The following is a 17,232-nucleotide window of genomic DNA, read 5'->3' on the forward strand; positions in this document are numbered from 1 at the left end:
TGCAGCAGTTAACCTGCCATGATTTTAATCAAATATTGACGCTGACGTGGGCCGTCGAATTCGCAGAAATAGATGCCTTGCCAGCGACCGAGCAGCAGTTTGCCGTCTTGAATGATAACAGTTTGCGATGGTCCGGTAGTGATCGATTTGAGATGAGAGGCGGTATTGCCTTCCATATGGCGATACTTCGGATGCTCCCACGGATACACTTCGTCCAGACGCATCAACACATCGTGCTTGACGTCAGGATCGGCATTTTCGTTAATGGCGATGCCTGCGGTCGTATGCGGGCAATAGATTAGAACGGTTCCTTCTTGTACACCGCTACGGCCAACTACTGCTGCGACCTCGCGTGTAATATCTCTCATTTCGTCGCGTTTTCCAGTGGAAAGTTGCATCGTTTCTAGCATGACTATCCCTCTTTCGCTACTTTTTTTCAGTGTGGTGATTACACTGGCGCTACATGTACATAAATGATGATAAACAGGTACATAAAACACAATTTCTGTCTGTATATTACCCGATTTTAGAGTAAAGTATGCCATTTTAACACAAAGAAGCAGTCATTGAACTGTGATCAAACATAATCCCAGAGCTTATCTGCAATGCTTGTCAAAACGCGTAAAAAGGGCAGTATAACGGTCTTTTCAGTCATAAAAGTGTCAAAATTCCGTCCTGCTCACAAGACTATTAATCATTTTGACAAAAAGTATAGCAATTGTTGACGCTAATGTGTCCATTTTGCTAAAGTATGGCTAAGATTTAAATCCAAGTATACAAATAGGAATAAGGGAACAGGCAAAGGAGTCATAGCGTGAATAACACAATTATTCGACACAAAGGATGGACCTGGGGCTTTCGTTCAACCGTTCTACTTTACTTTTTGATCTTGATCGTGCTGCCGATTGCAGGTGTATATGTTAATTCCTTATCTGACGGCTGGGCGGCTTTTTTGGAAAATATCAGTGATCCAATTGCATGGAAAGCAGTGCTACTGACGCTGAAATTGGCGCTCATATCGACGGCGATCAATGCGGTAATCGGCACGATGGCAGCATGGGTGCTGGTTCGATATGATTTTCCCGGTAAATCGCTGCTGAACAGTATGGTCGATCTGCCATTTGCATTGCCAACAGCGGTAGGCGGTCTGATGATTCTCGTTCTGCTTGGTCCGCGTAGTCTAGTCGGTCAGGCGGCATCATCGCTCGGGTTGGATCTGGTATTTCATCAACCTGCGATTATCGTGGCAATGGTGTTTGTTACCTTTCCATTTGTGATTCGGGCGATTCAGCCGCTACTGGAGGAGCTGGATACGTCGGCAGAGGAAGCATCGTATACGCTAGGTGCGTCCAAAGCGCGTACGTTTTTCAATGTCATTTTACCAGCGATGCTGCCGGGAATTTTGAGTGGTGGCATGCTGGCATTTTCCAGAGCGCTTGCCGAATTTGGAGCGGTTGTGCTAGTAGCTGGTAATATCCCTGGACGTACGCTAACGGCGTCCGTATACATTTTTAGTGAAGTGGAGAGCGATAACGAAGCAGGCGCAGCGGCGGTATCAATTATGCTGTTAACGCTATCCTTCCTTATTCTGTGGCTGATTAATCTGGTGCAGACAAGGAGGGTCGCCAAATGAGACGATTGTGGATTACGCTCACCTGGCTTGTCTTTAGCATTCTGATTCTGATTCCGCTGATCGTGCTGGCAACTGGCGCATTCAGCGAAGGAGCAGGTGGATTCATTGACGCTCTGAGCCGTCCAGAGGCGTTACATGCGCTCAAGATGACCGGGTTGATTGTGCTGGTTGTGACGCTGCTGAACGGATTATTCGGCATTATGATGGGTATTTATCTCGTGCGAGCCAACTGGCTGAGTTTGCGGCTACGACAATTATTTAATAGCATTGTCGATCTACCATACGCGGTGTCGCCAGTCATCGGTGGTCTGATGATCGTACTGCTGCTGGGACCGGATACGGTCGTGGGTGCTTTTTTTGAACAGATCGGCTTTAAGATTGTGTATGCTTTTCCGGGTATGGTTATCGCGACGCTGTTTGTTACGTTTCCACTAATGGTGCGTGAGGTGATGCCCGTATTGCAGGAAATTGGCACCGATCAGGAGCAGGCGGCATCTACACTAGGCGCGTATAGCTGGAAAACGTTCTGGCAGGTGACGTGGCCGTCGATTCGCTGGGCGGTCATCTATGGGACGATATTGACGGTAGCGCGCTCGTTGGGGGAATTCGGCGCGGTGCTGGTCGTATCAGGCAATATCATTAACAAGACACAAACGGCGACAACGCTAGTGTATCAGGATATGGAAAACTTTAACGTGACTGCTGCCAACGGCGTGGCACTGGTGCTGGCGGTATTCTCCATCGCCCTGCTGCTACTAATGGAACGCGCGAAGAAACGAAAGGAAGTGCACTGACATGCATATCGAGGTCCGGCATTTGGATAAGCATTTTGGCAAATTTCATGCGGTAAAGGATGTTAGCTTCTCCATCGAAAAAGGTCATCTGATCGGATTGCTCGGTCCGAGTGGTGGCGGTAAAACATCGATTCTGCGCATTCTGGCAGGATTGGAATCACCGGACAGCGGGGAGATTATATTCCACGGCAAGCAGGTGAATAATCTGCCACCGCAAGAGCGCGAAATCGGCTTTGTATTTCAAAACTATGCATTGTTCAAGCATATGACGGTATTTGACAATATCGCTTTTGGATTAAAAGTGAAAAAGCTGAAGAAGCCTGCGATTCGTGCGCGGGTGCAGGAACTGGTAGAGCTGACAGGGTTGTCTGGCTTTGAGCATCGGTATCCGCATCAGCTATCTGGCGGGCAACGGCAGCGTGTCGCCTTTGCACGCGCGCTAGCACCGGAGCCACAGCTGTTGCTGCTGGATGAGCCGTTTGCCGCGATTGATGCCAAAATTCGGCAAGAGCTGCGTACATGGCTGCGTGAACTGATTGAGCGCGTTGGCATTACGTCAATCTTCGTTACGCATGATCAGGATGAAGCGATTGAAGTGGCAGACGAGATTATGATTATCAATGGCGGACGTGTTGAGCAGAAGGGCACTCCGTGGGATATTTACAAACAGCCATCGACTCCGTTTGTCGCTTCCTTTGTCGGGGAGTCAACGACGGTGGATGATATTACGCAGCTCAAGGGCTTTGATCATCAGGTCAATCACAATGTAGCACGTGCACTGATTCGTCCCGAATACATCGAAGTTGGTTCGGCAAGCGAATTCCGTCTGCTATCGGCGACCGAGCAAGGTGTTGTTCGTCATATGCACTTCCGTGGTAGTCAGTGGATGGTAGAGGTGGAGGTCGGTTCGAATCGTTTGATCACCTATCGCTCCTTGGAAAAGGAAACGCTGGAAGTAGGACAAGATGTGCATGTGCTCATCCACCGTGCATATTTGTTTAACGATCAGGAGAGTTGGATCGCGGAAAATTCACTCAAAACAGACAATGTATCCATGTTTATCTAGGAAGCCAGAGGAGGAATCCGGCATGCAATCAACAGGAGCAGGCAAAAGCCGGCGTGCTCACATCAGCGGACTGCTGGCAGCAATTCTATTGCTCAGTGTACTGCTATCCGCCTGCGGTAATAGTGATGATAATCAGCAACAAGCTTCCGCATCGTCATCGTCAGATGGGGATGTGACGCTGGTGATCGGTGCGTATAGTGTCGCCAAGGATGCGGTCGGCGAGATTTTGCCCAAGTTTCAGACGTACTGGAAAGAGAAAACCGGGCAGAATGTGAATTTTCAAGAATCCTATGAAGCGTCGGGTACACAGGCACGTGCCATCGCTGGTGGATTTGAAGCGGATGTAGCAATCCTGTCACTGGAAGGTGATATCGACAAGCTGGTCAAAGCTGGTCTGGTCAAGGATAGCTGGCAGGATGAGCCGTATCATGGTATGATCACACGCTCGGTTGTTGTACTCGGTACGCGCAAAGGAAATCCGCTCGGCATTCATAGCTTTCAAGATTTGACCCGACCGGGTGTAAAAGTGTTGTATCCAAATCCGAAAACGTCGGGTGGGGCGCAGTGGGATATTAATGCCATTTACGGTGCAGGGCTTAAGCAATCGGAACGTACCGAAGGCAAAAAAGATCCAGCTGCCGCCAAAGCCTTTTTGGCAGCGGTGCATCAGAATATCGAATCATTGGACAAAAGCGGTCGTGCATCGATGGCGGCATTTGAATATGGTGTTGGCGACGTGATCGTCACATACGAGAATGAATTGCTGGCACGAATGGCAAAAGGCGCGCAATACGATCTGGTAATTCCCGACGATACGATTCAGATCGAGAATCCAGCAGCGGTTGTTGATTCGTATGTAGATAAGCATGGCACACGCAAAGTAGCTGAAGCTTTTCTAGATTATCTGTACACGCCAGAAGCACAGGAGATCTTTGCCAAGCATGGTTTTCGTCCGGTCGATGAGAATGTGTTCAAAACACATGCTGCCGAGTACCCTATTCCATCTGGGTTGTTCGATATTAACTATTTGGGCGGCTGGGATGAGGTGCGCAGCACACTATATTCCAAACGCGGCATCTGGTATCAGGTACTGGCAGGCATATAATAAGATAGTTATTCAGGCCGAAAACAATCACAAGCAGAAACATCTTTGATACACAATATACGATCAGGTATACAGTCGAAAAGGTATTAACTGATGAATATGCTACTAAGCTGATTCACATTCCGCCCGATAATGACGTATACCTGATAATGAGGGGAAAAGCACATTTTGTCGCTTTTCCCTTATTTTATTAGATTGTTCAAAAAAACAATGGTTCAAATTGTTTATTTATTATGGGAACTTCGTTTGATTGGATATCGAAAGTGACAGGAAAATGGTATACTTTAACGTATCATCACATGGATATAAATAACTATACTCATATAAACAGCCTGAATTTTCCTGTTCGCAATTACGGCACCATCAGGCGCAAGGAGAGAATACTGAATGAACGGACGCATAGTGGACCGACTGACTTTTTTGGGCACCGGAGATGCGATGGGAGTTCCCAGAGTGTACTGCGATTGCGAAGTATGTGAAGAAGCGAGGAGTGGCGGCAGTAACCGCAGATTACGTTCCTCTGTATTGATCGAAAGTATGGAAGGAGACTTCCTGATCGATTGCGGACCCGACTGGCGTTTGCAGATGGAAATGATTAATCGGCGCGCGGATATTGCCAATATTGTAATTACACATGCGCATTTTGACCATATCGCGGGTTTGCCGGAATGGGCGGATGTCTGCCGCTGGCAAAAGATCGAAGGGCGCGTATTTGCCCCGCAGGAAGTGCTAGATCTTATTCAGCGCCAGTATCCGTGGATTGTCAATCATCTGGAGCTTGTCGCTAATGATGAAGGTATGGTACTGAGCGGCTGGAATATCCAACCGTGGAAAGTTCATCACGGGCACAATGGATATTCTTACGCATATCGTTTGGAGAAGCAAGATTTTAGCTGGGTGTATTGTCCAGATGCCATCGGCATGACCGAGGAACAGAAGCGTCCACTGGACCGTCTGGATCTGCTGGTGCTTGGAACAAGCTTTGTGCATGAAGAAGCTGTGTACGAATCGCGTTCGGTCTATGATATGAAAGAAGCAGCGGAATTAATTGATGAAGTCGCTCCTATTCAGACAATCTTTACACATATGTCACACGGAGTAGATGTGCGTCAGAAGCTAGAGTTGCCTGTCGGTACGAGTACAGCACGTACAGGTATGACGGTTGATCTGGGTAATTATTCGGCGTTATTGTCTGACGAATAAGAGATCAGCGTAAACTGGCTATTCAAATTAATCATTATCATAACTGCGAAAAACAGCGTAAAACCAAGAAAAACGTCGTTTTTTACGCTCCTTCCTAATTGAATCTATAAGATGAATGTGTAAACCGGTATCGTTGGATACCGGTTTATTTGCATTATCCTGATCATTATTTATAGTAATCGCGGAATTTGTACAGAGATGCAGTAGGATTATGTAGTTTTACGTAGTCGGCTTTTACTATTATAGAAAATGTCATTATTTCTAACAACGATTGCTTAAAAATGGTTGTTTGATACATATGAAAGGAGGAAAAGGATGATTACCTTCCATGAAGTTAACAAATTCTATGGTGACTTTCAAGTATTGACTGGTATTAATCTCCATGTCGAATCAGGTGAGGTTGTTGTTGTACTGGGTCCATCCGGTTCTGGTAAAAGTACGATGCTACGTTGTATTAACCGCTTGGAAGAAACGAGCAGCGGACAATTGACGGTTAATGGTGTTCGCGTCGACGAACGCAAAACCGATCTGAACAAGTTGCGTCGTAATATCGGTATGGTGTTCCAGCACTTCAATCTCTATCCGCATAAAAAAGTGATTGATAACATCACTCTAGCTCCAATCAAGGCACTTGGCGTATCCAAATCCGAAGCCCACGATACCGCCATGCATTACCTGGAAAAAGTCGGCATCGCTGATAAGGCACAATCCTATCCTTCCCAACTGTCTGGCGGTCAACAGCAACGTGTTGCCATTGCTCGCGGACTGGCAATGAAACCACAAATTATGCTATTCGACGAACCAACCTCTGCCCTTGACCCCGAAATGGTCGGCGAAGTGCTGGACGTTATGAAAAATCTCGCTCGCGAAGGCATGACGATGGTCGTTGTCACCCACGAAATGGGCTTCGCCCGCGAAGTCGCCGATCGTGTCGTATTTATGGATCAGGGCAAAATTATCGAAGAAGCACCACCAGAACAATTCTTCTCCGCCCCAGCCGAAGAACGCGCCCAATTGTTCCTAAGCCGCCTGTTAAACCATTAATATTCCAATCACGTAAACAGTCAATTTTACTATGGCAATGAATATAATGGATACAGGTATATCGTAAGAGAATGTTACAGATCCATATTCAAAATCTGTAACTCTCAGCCTAACCATACATCCAACCATCGTAAAACCATAATGAAGCAAACAGAACAATCCAAAACAACGCTCCACCAATCAACAATGAAAGTGGCAGTTACATAAAGCCCTTCCAACTGCTACCTTCCCAGCCATGTGCTTTTCGGAAGGGTGGACTTAGCAGCACGGAGCGGCGGAAAAGGAATTGTCGTAGAGCAGCGAAGCGGTCTCATTTACGATCGGCTATCGACTGCTGAAGGCAGTCATTCCAGATAGCTGATCGTAACGGAGAGCGAAACGACAATCCTTTTCCAAAGCGGACCCTGCCAGAACACCCCATTTCCGAAAACGCACCAAACAAATCCAAATCCAAATCCAACCCATTAAGGAGACCAATCCCATGAACAAAAAAAGATTCTCTTTTCTGTTAATCTGCATGATCTCCCTCGTTACTGTACTCGGCGCATGTAGCACAACGACCGCACCATCTGCTAGCAACGGAGCGAGCGGTAGTGCTGACAGCGCTAGTTCCCAGCTTGATCAAATCAAACAACGCGACAAGCTAGTCGTCGGCGTGAAATATGACACCAAGCTGTTCGGTCTGAAAGACCCAGCATCCGGTGATGTACAAGGCTTTGATGTCGATATGGCACACGCACTGGCGAAAAGCATCCTCGGTGACGAAAGCAAAGTTGAGCTGAAAGAAGTAACGTCCAAAACACGTATTCCGATGCTGAACAACGGCGATGTGGATATGGTTATCGCGACGATGACGATTACCGACGAGCGTAAAAAAGAAGTCGATTTCTCTGATGTCTACTTCCAAGCGGGTCAATCGCTGCTCGTGAAAAAAGGTAGCCCGATTACAGGGATTCAGGATGTAACAGCGGACACTACAATTCTGGCAGCCAAAGGCGCAACGTCCATCAAAAATATCGAAGCAAAAGTACCGGGCGTGAAAGTACTGGAATACGATAACTATCAAGATGCGTTTAACGCATTGAAAGCCGGTCAGGGCGATGCACTGACAACAGATGATGCGATTCTGTACGGTATGGCTGCACAAGATCCGAACTACGAAGTCGTGGGCGAGCCATTTACAGATGAGCCATACGGTATCGCTGTGAAAAAAGGGCAAATAGCTCTGGTGGAAGCGATCAACAAAGGTCTGACTGATATGAAAGCAGACGGTTCTTACGACGAAACCTACAAAAAATGGATCGGTAAAGAGCCGACGAGCAAATAATACAGCGTTTGGAAGCGGTAGTATATTGAACCTGAAATACACGATTTGAACAATGATCAATACAGAAAGGGTGGGCTGCCACGCCCATCCTTTTTACTTCAAAGGAGGGATAAAGGATGATCGATTTCTCGATCCTGACGGATTATTTTCCCTATTATATGGAGGGTTTTCTGAATACGATCAAGGCGAGTGTGATTGCACTGATCGCGAGCTTTGTACTCGGAACCATTTTGGCGATATTCCGCATTACGGGTATCAAGCCATTGCAGTGGATCGGAACAGCGTATGTTGAGTTTGTACGTAATATTCCGCTGTTGATTATCGTCTTCTTCTTCTGGTATGCGTTGCCTACGTTTGGCATGCGGCTGGATGGATTTCAGGCTGGAACGGTCGGCTTGTCCGTTTATACGGCTGCATTTATCGCAGAAGCGATTCGTGCGGGGATTCAATCCGTACCGAAAGGGCAGATGGAGGCAGCACGTTCGTCAGGCATGGGATATGTACAATCGATGATTCATGTCATTTTGCCACAAGCGATCAAGCTGGTCATTCCACCGCTGAGTAACCAGTTTATCAATTTGATCAAAAACTCGTCCGTGCTGACTGTGGTAGCTGGACTGGATCTGATGTACTTTGCTGATAAAGTGAATGGCGATTCCTATGCGACGGTAAGTGCGTATATTTTTGCTGGTATGTTTTATCTGATTTTGACGTTGCCGATGAGTTACGGTTCCTACATACTGGAGCGCAAACTGGCGAAAAGCTCGTAAATCTTCCCCGAGTTTCAACCTGTATAAGTACGGAAACGTAGAGGTGGGAATGCAACGGTATATCGGGAAGTATGCTGGAATGAAGGAGGGATACTATGGATTTTGCAGGTGCATATTCATCTGATAACCTGCGCTTTTTGATGGACGGGTTGAAGATGACATTATACGTCGCTTTCTGGGCGATTATACTAAGCTTTGTGATCGGCTGTGTGATCGGCGTGATTCGGTATATGAAAATTCCAGTGCTATCACAGGTGCTGGCAGTCATCGTCGAAGTACTGCGCAATCTGCCGCTGCTGCTGATTATCTTTTTCGTGCAGTTTGCTGTACCGCAGATTCCGATCTTCGGTTTGCAGTTTAAGTTTTCGATTCCGGCAGGTGCAATTATCGCTTTGACGTTATTTGAAGCGGCGATGATCTCCGAAGTCGTACGTGCTGGTCTGAAGTCGATTCCAAAAGGTCAGATCGAGGCAGCACGTTCGTCAGGTCTCGGTTCGGTGCAAACGTTGTGGCATATCGTATTGCCGCAAGGATTACGCCGGATGGTGCCACCGCTAGTAAGTCAGTTCATTTCCTTGCTCAAAGATACATCGCTCGCGGTTATCGTGGCACTGGCAGAGCTGATGCACAATGCGCAGATCATTATTGGTCAAAGCCCAAACTATTCGATCCCAATTTTGCTGCTTGTCGCCATGATCTACTTTGTTGTAAATTATACATTGTCGATCATCTCCAAACGGTTGGAGACGAAAACAGCCTAAATTGCACAATACGCAGCCGGTTTCCGGAAGGAGACCGGCTTTTGGTATATAAACAGACAGGTGTTTTTACGATGAAAACAGCATGAGAGGGAATTTTTATGGTAACATATAAACAATTTCAAAAATCGGCAGAGACTATATTGCCGCATACCGGGGAACGTCAATCCCGTTTTCGTCGTAAAGGGGCTGAGGGGCGAATGCCTGCTCTTTTCAGAAATGAGAAAATCCAGATGCTTGTTGTGGCGCTCGGAACGGCGGCGGCTGGTGAATTCAAAATCAATCCGGTGCCGGGCGATCTGTTTCGGATCGGGCTAGGTGGTAGCGCGTTTTTGTTGTTTTTGCTACTGATGAACCGATTGCCTTATATTCGTACCGGCATCTATACGGCGGTAACGGTCATTGTATTTCGGATCTTGTTGGATCATCTGTTTTTGCCGATTGCACCGGGCTGGCTGGATAGTCTGCGTGTTCATACGTCAGGCGGATTGTATTATTTGACCTTTTCGGCGGGGATGTATCTGATTCAGAATCAGCTGGAGCGTATGAATCTGCTGCTGCTTGGTGTGGTAGCAACATGTATTGATTTTAGCTCCAATACGGTAGAGATGATTTTGCGCTGGCTGCTGAATGGATCGGATATTTTCAATCCGGCAACTTGGGGGTATATTGCGCTGGTGGCAGGGCTGAGGGGCTTCTTTGTAACCGGGTTGTACAGCAGTATTGCAGTCAGCCAGATTAGAGCTTTGTCATTAGAGCAGAACAAGCGGATGGAGCAGATGTTATCGGTGAATTCCGGGCTGTATGGCGAAGTGTTTTATTTGCGAAAATCGATGGATACGATTGAGCGTGTGACGAGCAGCAGCTACCGGCTCTATACTGATCTGAAAAAGGCGGAATTGAAAGATTTCAGTCAACGTCAGCTCGCTATTACCCAGGAAATACATGAGGTGAAAAAGGACTCGCAGCGCGTTGCGGCGGGGCTGCTCAAGCTATTCGATCAGGATGCACAGACGCTACTGGCAATGTCGGAGATTCTGGATTATGCCATTCGTGGCAATCGCAAATACGCATCCATGATGCAAAAGCAAATTGTCATTAGCGCACATCTGGAACAGGATTTTATGACAGCCGACTATATTCCACTGCTGACATTGCTGAACAATCTGCTGGCAAATGCGATTGAGGCACTGGATCATTCTGGTGCGATTGAATTGCGAATGGAGCAGGAAGGCAAGTGGACAGTATTTCATGTGTCCGATTCAGGCAAGGGAATTCCAGAGAAGATTCGGGAAACGATCTTCGAGCCAGGCTTTACGACCAAATTTGGTGAGGGCGGTAGTGCTGCGACTGGCATCGGGCTATCACATGTGCACGATATCGTAATCTCATTAGGTGGCAGTATTGCGCTACAATCTGGCGAGCAGCAGGATCATTGGAATACGGTATTCGTAGTTAAGCTGCCGACAGAAGCATTGAAAAAGGGGGAGTAGTATGGGTTTGACGTTTTGTATTGTGGACGATGATCCGGCAACACGCGCGATGCTCGAAAATATTATTTTGGACAGTCAGCTCGGTGAAGTGACGGGTACGGCACGCGGTGGTGAGGAAGGGATGCGTATTATTTTGGAGACGCAGCCGGATGTAGTGCTGATCGACTGGCTGATGCCGGATCAGGATGGACTAGAAACGATTGTGCAGCTCAAGCGACAAGGCTTTGGCGGCAAATATGTGATGATTTCGCAGATCGAGAATCAAGAGATGGTCGGTGAAGCGTACCAGTCGGGTATTGAATTTTTCATTCGTAAGCCGATTAATCGGATTGAAGTGGAATCGGTGCTATCGCGGGTGAGCGAGCATTCGGAGATTCGTCAGTATTTGCATGAGTTGAAATCGTCGCTGTCCAAACTTGATACTCTCAATCTGCTGTCCGCTGATCGTCAGAGTGCGGTTCCAGTCAAGCCACGTAGTGTGAACGAAGTAATTCGACCGATCTATATGAATCTCGGTATTGTCGGTGAAGCGGGCTGCAACGATATTACTGCGATTATGGAAATGCTGCTGCATCGTGGGCAGGCTGGACCATTTCCGCCGCTCAAGCAATTGTATGAAGGTGTAGCGGCAGCATACAAAACAACATCGCGGGAAGTGGACAAAGAAGCAAAGGCGATTGAGCAGCGTATTCGTCGTACCGTTACGACAGCGCTCACGCATCTTGCTTCCATCGGACTGACCGATTATGGCAATCCCAAGTTTGAACATTATGCGCCGTTGTACTTTGACTTTGAGGACATTCGTGCCAAGATGAAGGAGATCGACGAAGAACGTGATGATGGCAAAAGCAAAGTCAGCATCAAAAAGTTTTTGCAGGTATTGTATTTGGAAGCACTGGATCAGATGCAGACTGTATAGTGTGTAAAATAAAGTGATATGTACTCTTTTGTTCAATCTGGGCTGAAGTTTGCGCCTATATATCGCTATCTGGAGCGGCTGCACTAGATCGATCCAACAGACCGTTCATAACAACCGAATTTATGAAGAACGCCCATGAACCATTGCAACAGACCGGTAGAGTAGTTGCAACACAAAATAAAGAAGCACCTTGCGGTGAGTATAGGATTATCGGGTATCGATGACAGATACGGATGATCCTATACTCTCTGGCAAGGTGCTTTTTGGTCATTGCATTCGTTCCTTTTGAAGCTTCAGATGTGAACGGTATACTGCAAACATCAAGCGAGAATTATACCTGTGCTTCTGCATTTAGGATGAATTTCTCAATGACCTGTGTAATGCCTTCTTCGTTGTTGCTGGCTGTGATATAGTCTGCGATGTCTTTGAGTGGTTGGATCGCATTGCCCATCGCTACGCCAAGACCGGCAGCTTCCAGCATTTCATGGTCGTTCCACGAATCGCCAATTGCAATCGTTTCTTTTAGATCGCAACCGAAGTGGTCGGCGAGGAACGTAAGCGCTGCGCCTTTGGTGCCTTCCTTGTGCATAATTTCCAGAAATTCCGGTTTGGATTTGGTAATATGCACGCCGTCACCGAGCAGCTCGCGCAAAATCGGTTGCAGCTCATCCAGAAATGCTGGATCGTCGATGATCAGCATTTTTGGAGTTGGCAATTCCATCAGCTTGGCAAAATCCGGCTCGACATAGTACTGTGTACGGTTGAGCGTTGTGTAGTCGATCAGATGCTGATTCAGCTCACGCGCATACAGCTTATCATCGATATACGTTTGCAGATGCAGATTGTGCTGGATGCAGTAGTCATACAGCTTACGTGCGGCTTCGACCGGTACATAACGCTCGTACAATACGTGTTCATCCAGCAAGTTTTTGACCAGTGCGCCTTGATACGTAATGATCGGTACATTCAGACCAGTTTGACGGGCGATTGCTTGTGCGGATGCATACGCGCGACCGGTTGCTAGTGTGACTACGGTGCCTTTGGCTACAGCCTGCTCCAGCGCTTGCTGGGTTGCGGGAGTTACTTCTTTGTCGTCATTGATCAGAGTATCGTCGATATCGATTGCAATCAGTTTATACATATGGTTTCTCTCCTCTGTATTCGGTCAGCCCTGCAAAGGGTGCCGATGATCTCTCTACCTATAGTATTGCATCCTAGTATTTAATTCATCGCGTCATCATCAATCTTCCAGCAGTACCAGCCCGACAAAGTCATCCAGCTCGATATTGCCAAAATAATGCTTGATGTCCACGCCACTCATTGCTTCGCGTACGCTGATCTCCTCATAGCGCTTGCCACGCAGACGGTCTTCGATATCTGCTACATCGCCGATGCCGAAGAAATCGCCGTAGATTTTGATTTCTTCGATCAGCCCATCTTTGAGATCCATGCGGATATCGATGATGCCGACCGGGAATTTGCGCGCATGCTTGATATTGGATGCTGGAGACTGACCATAGTTCCAATCCCAGTTGCGATAACGCTCGGCGGAGATTTCGTGGATTTTGTTCCAGTCTTCTTCAGTCAGTACATATTGCGGTACGTCAGAAGGCTCCACTCCAAAGATATGGCGCAGAATCTCGGCACGGAATTGCTCCATGCTGAGCGGTTCTTTGAGAAATTCAGAAATGTTAGCAACGCGACTGCGTACCGACTTGGTACTCTTGGATTTGAACTTCTCCGGGTTTACCTTGAGCGCGGATTGTACATTGTCCAGCTCCGAGTCCACCATCAGGGTGCCATGACTGAACATACGACCACGAGTGGAAAACTGTGCATTACCGGAAATTTTACGCTCACCGATTTGCAGATCGTTGCGCCCAGACAATTCAGCATCGACGCCAAGCTGTTGTAGCGCTTCAACGACAGGCTGCGTAAATTTGCGGAAATTGTGGAACGATTGACCGTCGTCTTTGGTCAGGAAGCTAAAATTCAGATTGCCGTGATCATGATACACCGCACCGCCGCCGGATAGACGACGTACGACATGAATATGATTCGCTTTTACATATTCACTGTTGATCTCTTCGATCGTATTCTGATGCTTGCCGATAATGATGGATGGTTCGTTAATATAAAACAGCAGATAGCTGTCATCCATCGGCAGATGCTTGAGCACAAATTCTTCAATCGCCAGATTGATGGTCGGGTCGTTAATACCCTGGTTATCAATAAAGAGCATGGGACGTTCCTCCAGTGTCATTTACCTTACCGGTCAGTTCCGCCTGGCTGCTGCCTGTTGTCATCATCTATCGGTATAGGAGAAAAGGGAAGTGCGTTCTTCTCCATGGTATGTCAAACGGAAGCATACAGGGCATACTGCCTGCCTACTTATTGTAAACGAAACGAGCAGTAAAACCAATTGAATGTTGCAAAATGAAAGTATTGTTCAACCTGTATCTTATATCGTAATTCCAGCAAAATCCAGAATATACGTTTATGCAAAAGGTGCAGGGGTAATATAATGATAACGCTTGCAATAAGGAGGCACATTCACGATGAATGATCAAGCCAAACAATTGCTAAAAAGTAAACAGGACAAGGACAGTCACAATCAGGATATGAAAAGGTTCGTCGAAGGCAAAAATCATGCTCCCGATCCGGAGCAAAGCGCATCACATCAAGGTCGTCAGTTGGATCAACAAAACCGGATGAAAGATCAGGAGAATCGACTAGGCTGATTGTTATTGCATAGGGAATAGGTTCATACTTGGAATGGTATATGTTGAGGACGCTGGACAGATCAATAACAGATCGATCGCCCAATACAAATAATGAAATGGCATGATAATAGCTCTGTCCCAGCAATCAATGGGATAGAGCTTTTTGTATGTGTATGTAGAGCAGCATTTGCATTGTGACAGTAGCGGATTTGCCCTATAATCAGAGGGATTGGTTGTCCAATACAGAACGTAACCAATACAGAACTTGAATAGATTAAAGGAGAATCCACAATGAACCCAACACGTTACAACAAACGCTGGTTGTCCTCTGTCATGATGACGATGGCGCTGGCTTTGCTGCTGGCAGCCTGCGCTCCGACACAGGAAGCGCCTTCCAGTCAGCCAGCGACGGACAGTACAACTCAGCAGCAGACTACAGACTCATCTGCAACGACAAGCGGTGAGCAGACGACTTATCCGCTGACGATCAAGGATGCAACCGGTCAATCATTTACATTCAAAGAAGCACCGCAACGCATTGTTTCCATTTCCCCAGCGGAAACGGAAGCACTGTTCGCGATCGGTCTGGATCAGCAAATTGTCGGTGTATCGGAGTATGACGATTACCCGCAGCAGGTGAGCACCAAAGCCAAAATCGGTGGCATTAGCGAGCCAGATGTGGAAGCGATTGTAGCGCTGAACCCGGATATCGTATTTACCGGCATCTCCTCCAGTGAGGAATTGGTGAAGAAGCTGCGCGCCTCGGGTATTACTATTTTCAAAACAACGCCCAAAACGGTTGACGATGTGATCAGCAATATTCAACTGTACGGTCAAATTACGAATCATCAGGCACAGGCGAAGCAGGTAACTGACCATATGCAGGAGCAGGTACAAATGGTGAAGAATGCTGTCTCTTCAGTGAAAGCTGCCGACAAGAAAAACGTATATATTGAGTTCTCCCCAGGCTGGACCGTAGGCAAAGGCGAATTCATGGACGAGCTAATCACATTGGCAGGCGGCATCAATATCGCTGGCGACAATGAAGGCTGGTACGAGATCAATGAGGAACATATCGTCGCTGCCGATCCAGATGTCATTCTGTATTCCAAAGAATCGGTCGATTCCAAAACGAATCAAAGTCTGGATCAGATCATCCGCGCACGCAGCGGTTGGGACAAAATCAAAGCCATCAAAACTGATCAGGTATTCGGGCTGGACGACGATCTGGTCAGCCGCCCCGGTCCGCGTGTAACGGACGGACTCGTAGAGATTGCTCATGCGCTCTACCCTGATCTGGTCAAACAATGAGTCGTCAAGCAGGGTTGCCGCTACTGCTGTTTGTAGTCCTGCTTGTGCTTAGCGTTATTCTGACTGCTGGTATCGGTTCTGTGCATATTCCGGCAGGTCAGATTACACGCATTCTGCTCTATCATGTACCGTGGCTGCATCATTGGATTACGCCGGACTGGAATGAGGCAGCTCAGCAGATCATGTTGAAAATTCGGCTGCCACGCGTGCTGTTGGCATTGCTTGTGGGCGCGGCACTTGGGGTGGCGGGCGCTGCCTTTCAAGGTGTGCTGCGCAATCCGCTTGCCGATCCGTTTACACTGGGCGTATCGTCTGGCTCATCAGTCGGCGCGGCAGTATTAATTTTTACCGGATATCAGTATGCGCTGTTTGGTAGTGGGACACTGCCGCTTGTTGCTTTTGTGACCGGAGCGGTGACGTTGTATGCGGTGCTGGCGCTGGCAAGAGAAGAAGGACGGATTCCGACAGCCAGTCTTATTTTGGCGGGCGTAGTAATGCAGTCGTTTCTTGGAGCAATTGTATCGTTTCTGGCGTCGATGTCGGAAGGCAGTGTCAACGAGATTATATTCTGGACGATGGGCAGTCTCAGTTTGCGTGGCTGGTCGTATGTGACAGTTATGCTGCCTTATGTGCTGATCGGCATCCTTTTTCTATGGAGTCAGAGCCGAGCCATGAATATACTGGCACTTGGTGAAAAGGAAGCAGCGCATCTCGGGCTTGCCGTAGATCGGACAAAGCTGATCGTGCTGATCGTTGCCACACTGGTGACGGCGGCGGCTGTGTCGGTATCCGGTGTGATTGCGTTTGTGGGGCTGGTTGTGCCGCATATGATTCGTTTGCTGTTTGGCTCGGATTACCGCCTGCTCATTCCGATGTCCGCACTGGGCGGGGGGATTTTCCTGATGTGGGCGGATACGGTTGCGCGTACAGTGCTAGCACCAACCGAGATTCCGCTCGGCGTGGTGACCGCGTTTGTAGGTGCGCCGTTTTTTGCTTATTTGCTGCATCGGAACAAAAAGCAGCGTAATATGATCTGAAGTGTAGATGAGACGAAGCGAAGCTGAGAGATAGAGTTCTTGATAAAAG

At 47.6% G+C, this 17,232-nt stretch carries 17 protein-coding genes; 14 read left to right on the plus strand and 3 right to left on the minus strand.

All coding sequences use genetic code 11. The features are described 5' to 3' along the window. Nucleotides 1–8: 8 nt before the first annotated feature. Nucleotides 9–410 carry a secondary thiamine-phosphate synthase enzyme YjbQ gene (locus ACE3MZ_RS06225; protein WP_411345595.1) on the minus strand — a complete coding sequence of 134 codons (402 nt, stop codon included), beginning with the start codon at nt 408–410 and terminating at the stop codon, nt 9–11. A gap of 404 nt (nt 411–814) precedes the next feature. Here ACE3MZ_RS06225 and cysT point away from each other — a divergent pair, with 404 nt between their 5' ends. The 11 genes from cysT (at nt 815) to ACE3MZ_RS06280 (ending at nt 12,112) form a co-directional block, all read left to right on the plus strand. After that, the gene (cysT, locus tag ACE3MZ_RS06230) at nt 815–1,633 is read left to right on the plus strand and encodes a sulfate ABC transporter permease subunit CysT (RefSeq protein ID WP_411345596.1); all 819 of its coding nucleotides are present in this window, start codon (nt 815–817) and stop codon (nt 1,631–1,633) included. Next, nucleotides 1,630–2,427, plus strand: a complete 798-nt coding sequence (locus tag ACE3MZ_RS06235) for a sulfate ABC transporter permease subunit (RefSeq protein WP_411345597.1) — start codon at nt 1,630–1,632, stop codon at nt 2,425–2,427. Before cysT ends, ACE3MZ_RS06235 begins: the two co-directional genes overlap by 4 nt. Before the next feature lies 1 nt (nt 2,428). After that, nucleotides 2,429–3,493, plus strand: a complete 1,065-nt coding sequence (locus tag ACE3MZ_RS06240; protein WP_411345598.1) for a sulfate/molybdate ABC transporter ATP-binding protein — start codon at nt 2,429–2,431, stop codon at nt 3,491–3,493. Between the two features lie 22 nt (nt 3,494–3,515). Beyond that, nucleotides 3,516–4,598, plus strand: coding sequence for a sulfate ABC transporter substrate-binding protein (locus ACE3MZ_RS06245; RefSeq protein ID WP_411345599.1), 1,083 nt, complete (start codon nt 3,516–3,518; stop codon nt 4,596–4,598). Between the two features lie 387 nt (nt 4,599–4,985). Then, entirely contained in the window at nt 4,986–5,801 is an 816-nt protein-coding gene (locus tag ACE3MZ_RS06250) for an MBL fold metallo-hydrolase (protein ID WP_411345600.1), read from the plus strand. 315 nt (nt 5,802–6,116) lie between these two features. Then, entirely contained in the window at nt 6,117–6,845 is a 729-nt protein-coding gene (locus ACE3MZ_RS06255) for an amino acid ABC transporter ATP-binding protein (protein ID WP_411345601.1), read from the plus strand. A 481-nt stretch (nt 6,846–7,326) separates the two neighbouring features. Then, nucleotides 7,327–8,172, plus strand: a complete 846-nt coding sequence (locus ACE3MZ_RS06260; protein ID WP_411345602.1) for a glutamate ABC transporter substrate-binding protein — start codon at nt 7,327–7,329, stop codon at nt 8,170–8,172. Nucleotides 8,173–8,288: 116 nt separating this feature from the next. After that, the gene (locus tag ACE3MZ_RS06265; RefSeq protein WP_411345603.1) at nt 8,289–8,942 is read left to right on the plus strand and encodes an amino acid ABC transporter permease; all 654 of its coding nucleotides are present in this window, start codon (nt 8,289–8,291) and stop codon (nt 8,940–8,942) included. A 95-nt stretch (nt 8,943–9,037) separates the two neighbouring features. Beyond that, entirely contained in the window at nt 9,038–9,703 is a 666-nt protein-coding gene (locus ACE3MZ_RS06270) for an amino acid ABC transporter permease (protein WP_411345604.1), read from the plus strand. Nucleotides 9,704–9,801: 98 nt separating this feature from the next. Beyond that, the gene (locus ACE3MZ_RS06275; protein ID WP_411345605.1) at nt 9,802–11,193 is read left to right on the plus strand and encodes an ATP-binding protein; all 1,392 of its coding nucleotides are present in this window, start codon (nt 9,802–9,804) and stop codon (nt 11,191–11,193) included. Between the two features lies 1 nt (nt 11,194). Continuing rightward, nucleotides 11,195–12,112 carry a response regulator gene (locus ACE3MZ_RS06280; protein WP_411345606.1) on the plus strand — a complete coding sequence of 306 codons (918 nt, stop codon included), beginning with the start codon at nt 11,195–11,197 and terminating at the stop codon, nt 12,110–12,112. A 331-nt stretch (nt 12,113–12,443) separates the two neighbouring features. Here ACE3MZ_RS06280 and ACE3MZ_RS06285 read toward each other — a convergent pair whose 3' ends face one another. Both ACE3MZ_RS06285 and ACE3MZ_RS06290 read right to left on the minus strand, forming a co-directional pair. Further along, on the minus strand, nt 12,444–13,253 hold the full coding sequence (locus ACE3MZ_RS06285) for a Cof-type HAD-IIB family hydrolase (protein ID WP_411345607.1): 810 nt from the start codon (nt 13,251–13,253) through the stop codon (nt 12,444–12,446). Between the two features lie 99 nt (nt 13,254–13,352). Then, the gene (locus ACE3MZ_RS06290; protein ID WP_411345608.1) at nt 13,353–14,354 is read right to left on the minus strand and encodes a lipoate--protein ligase; all 1,002 of its coding nucleotides are present in this window, start codon (nt 14,352–14,354) and stop codon (nt 13,353–13,355) included. A gap of 316 nt (nt 14,355–14,670) precedes the next feature. Between ACE3MZ_RS06290 and ACE3MZ_RS06295 the strand changes: the two genes are divergently transcribed. The 3 genes from ACE3MZ_RS06295 to ACE3MZ_RS06305 all read left to right on the plus strand — a co-directional run bounded on the left by ACE3MZ_RS06295 (nt 14,671) and on the right by ACE3MZ_RS06305 (nt 17,183). Next, a complete protein-coding gene (locus ACE3MZ_RS06295; protein ID WP_411345609.1) occupies nt 14,671–14,853 on the plus strand; it encodes a hypothetical protein in 183 nt (60 codons plus the stop codon). A gap of 273 nt (nt 14,854–15,126) precedes the next feature. Continuing rightward, entirely contained in the window at nt 15,127–16,146 is a 1,020-nt protein-coding gene (locus tag ACE3MZ_RS06300; protein ID WP_411345610.1) for an ABC transporter substrate-binding protein, read from the plus strand. Continuing rightward, nucleotides 16,143–17,183 (plus strand): FecCD family ABC transporter permease, encoded by a 1,041-nt coding sequence (locus tag ACE3MZ_RS06305; RefSeq protein ID WP_411345611.1) that lies wholly within the window; start codon nt 16,143–16,145, stop codon nt 17,181–17,183. The genes ACE3MZ_RS06300 and ACE3MZ_RS06305 overlap by 4 nt, the downstream gene beginning before the upstream one ends. The last annotated feature ends 49 nt before the right edge of the window (nt 17,184–17,232 follow it).

Source organism: Paenibacillus sp. WLX1005 (assembly GCF_046603685.1).
GTDB lineage: Bacteria > Bacillota > Bacilli > Paenibacillales > Paenibacillaceae > Saccharibacillus.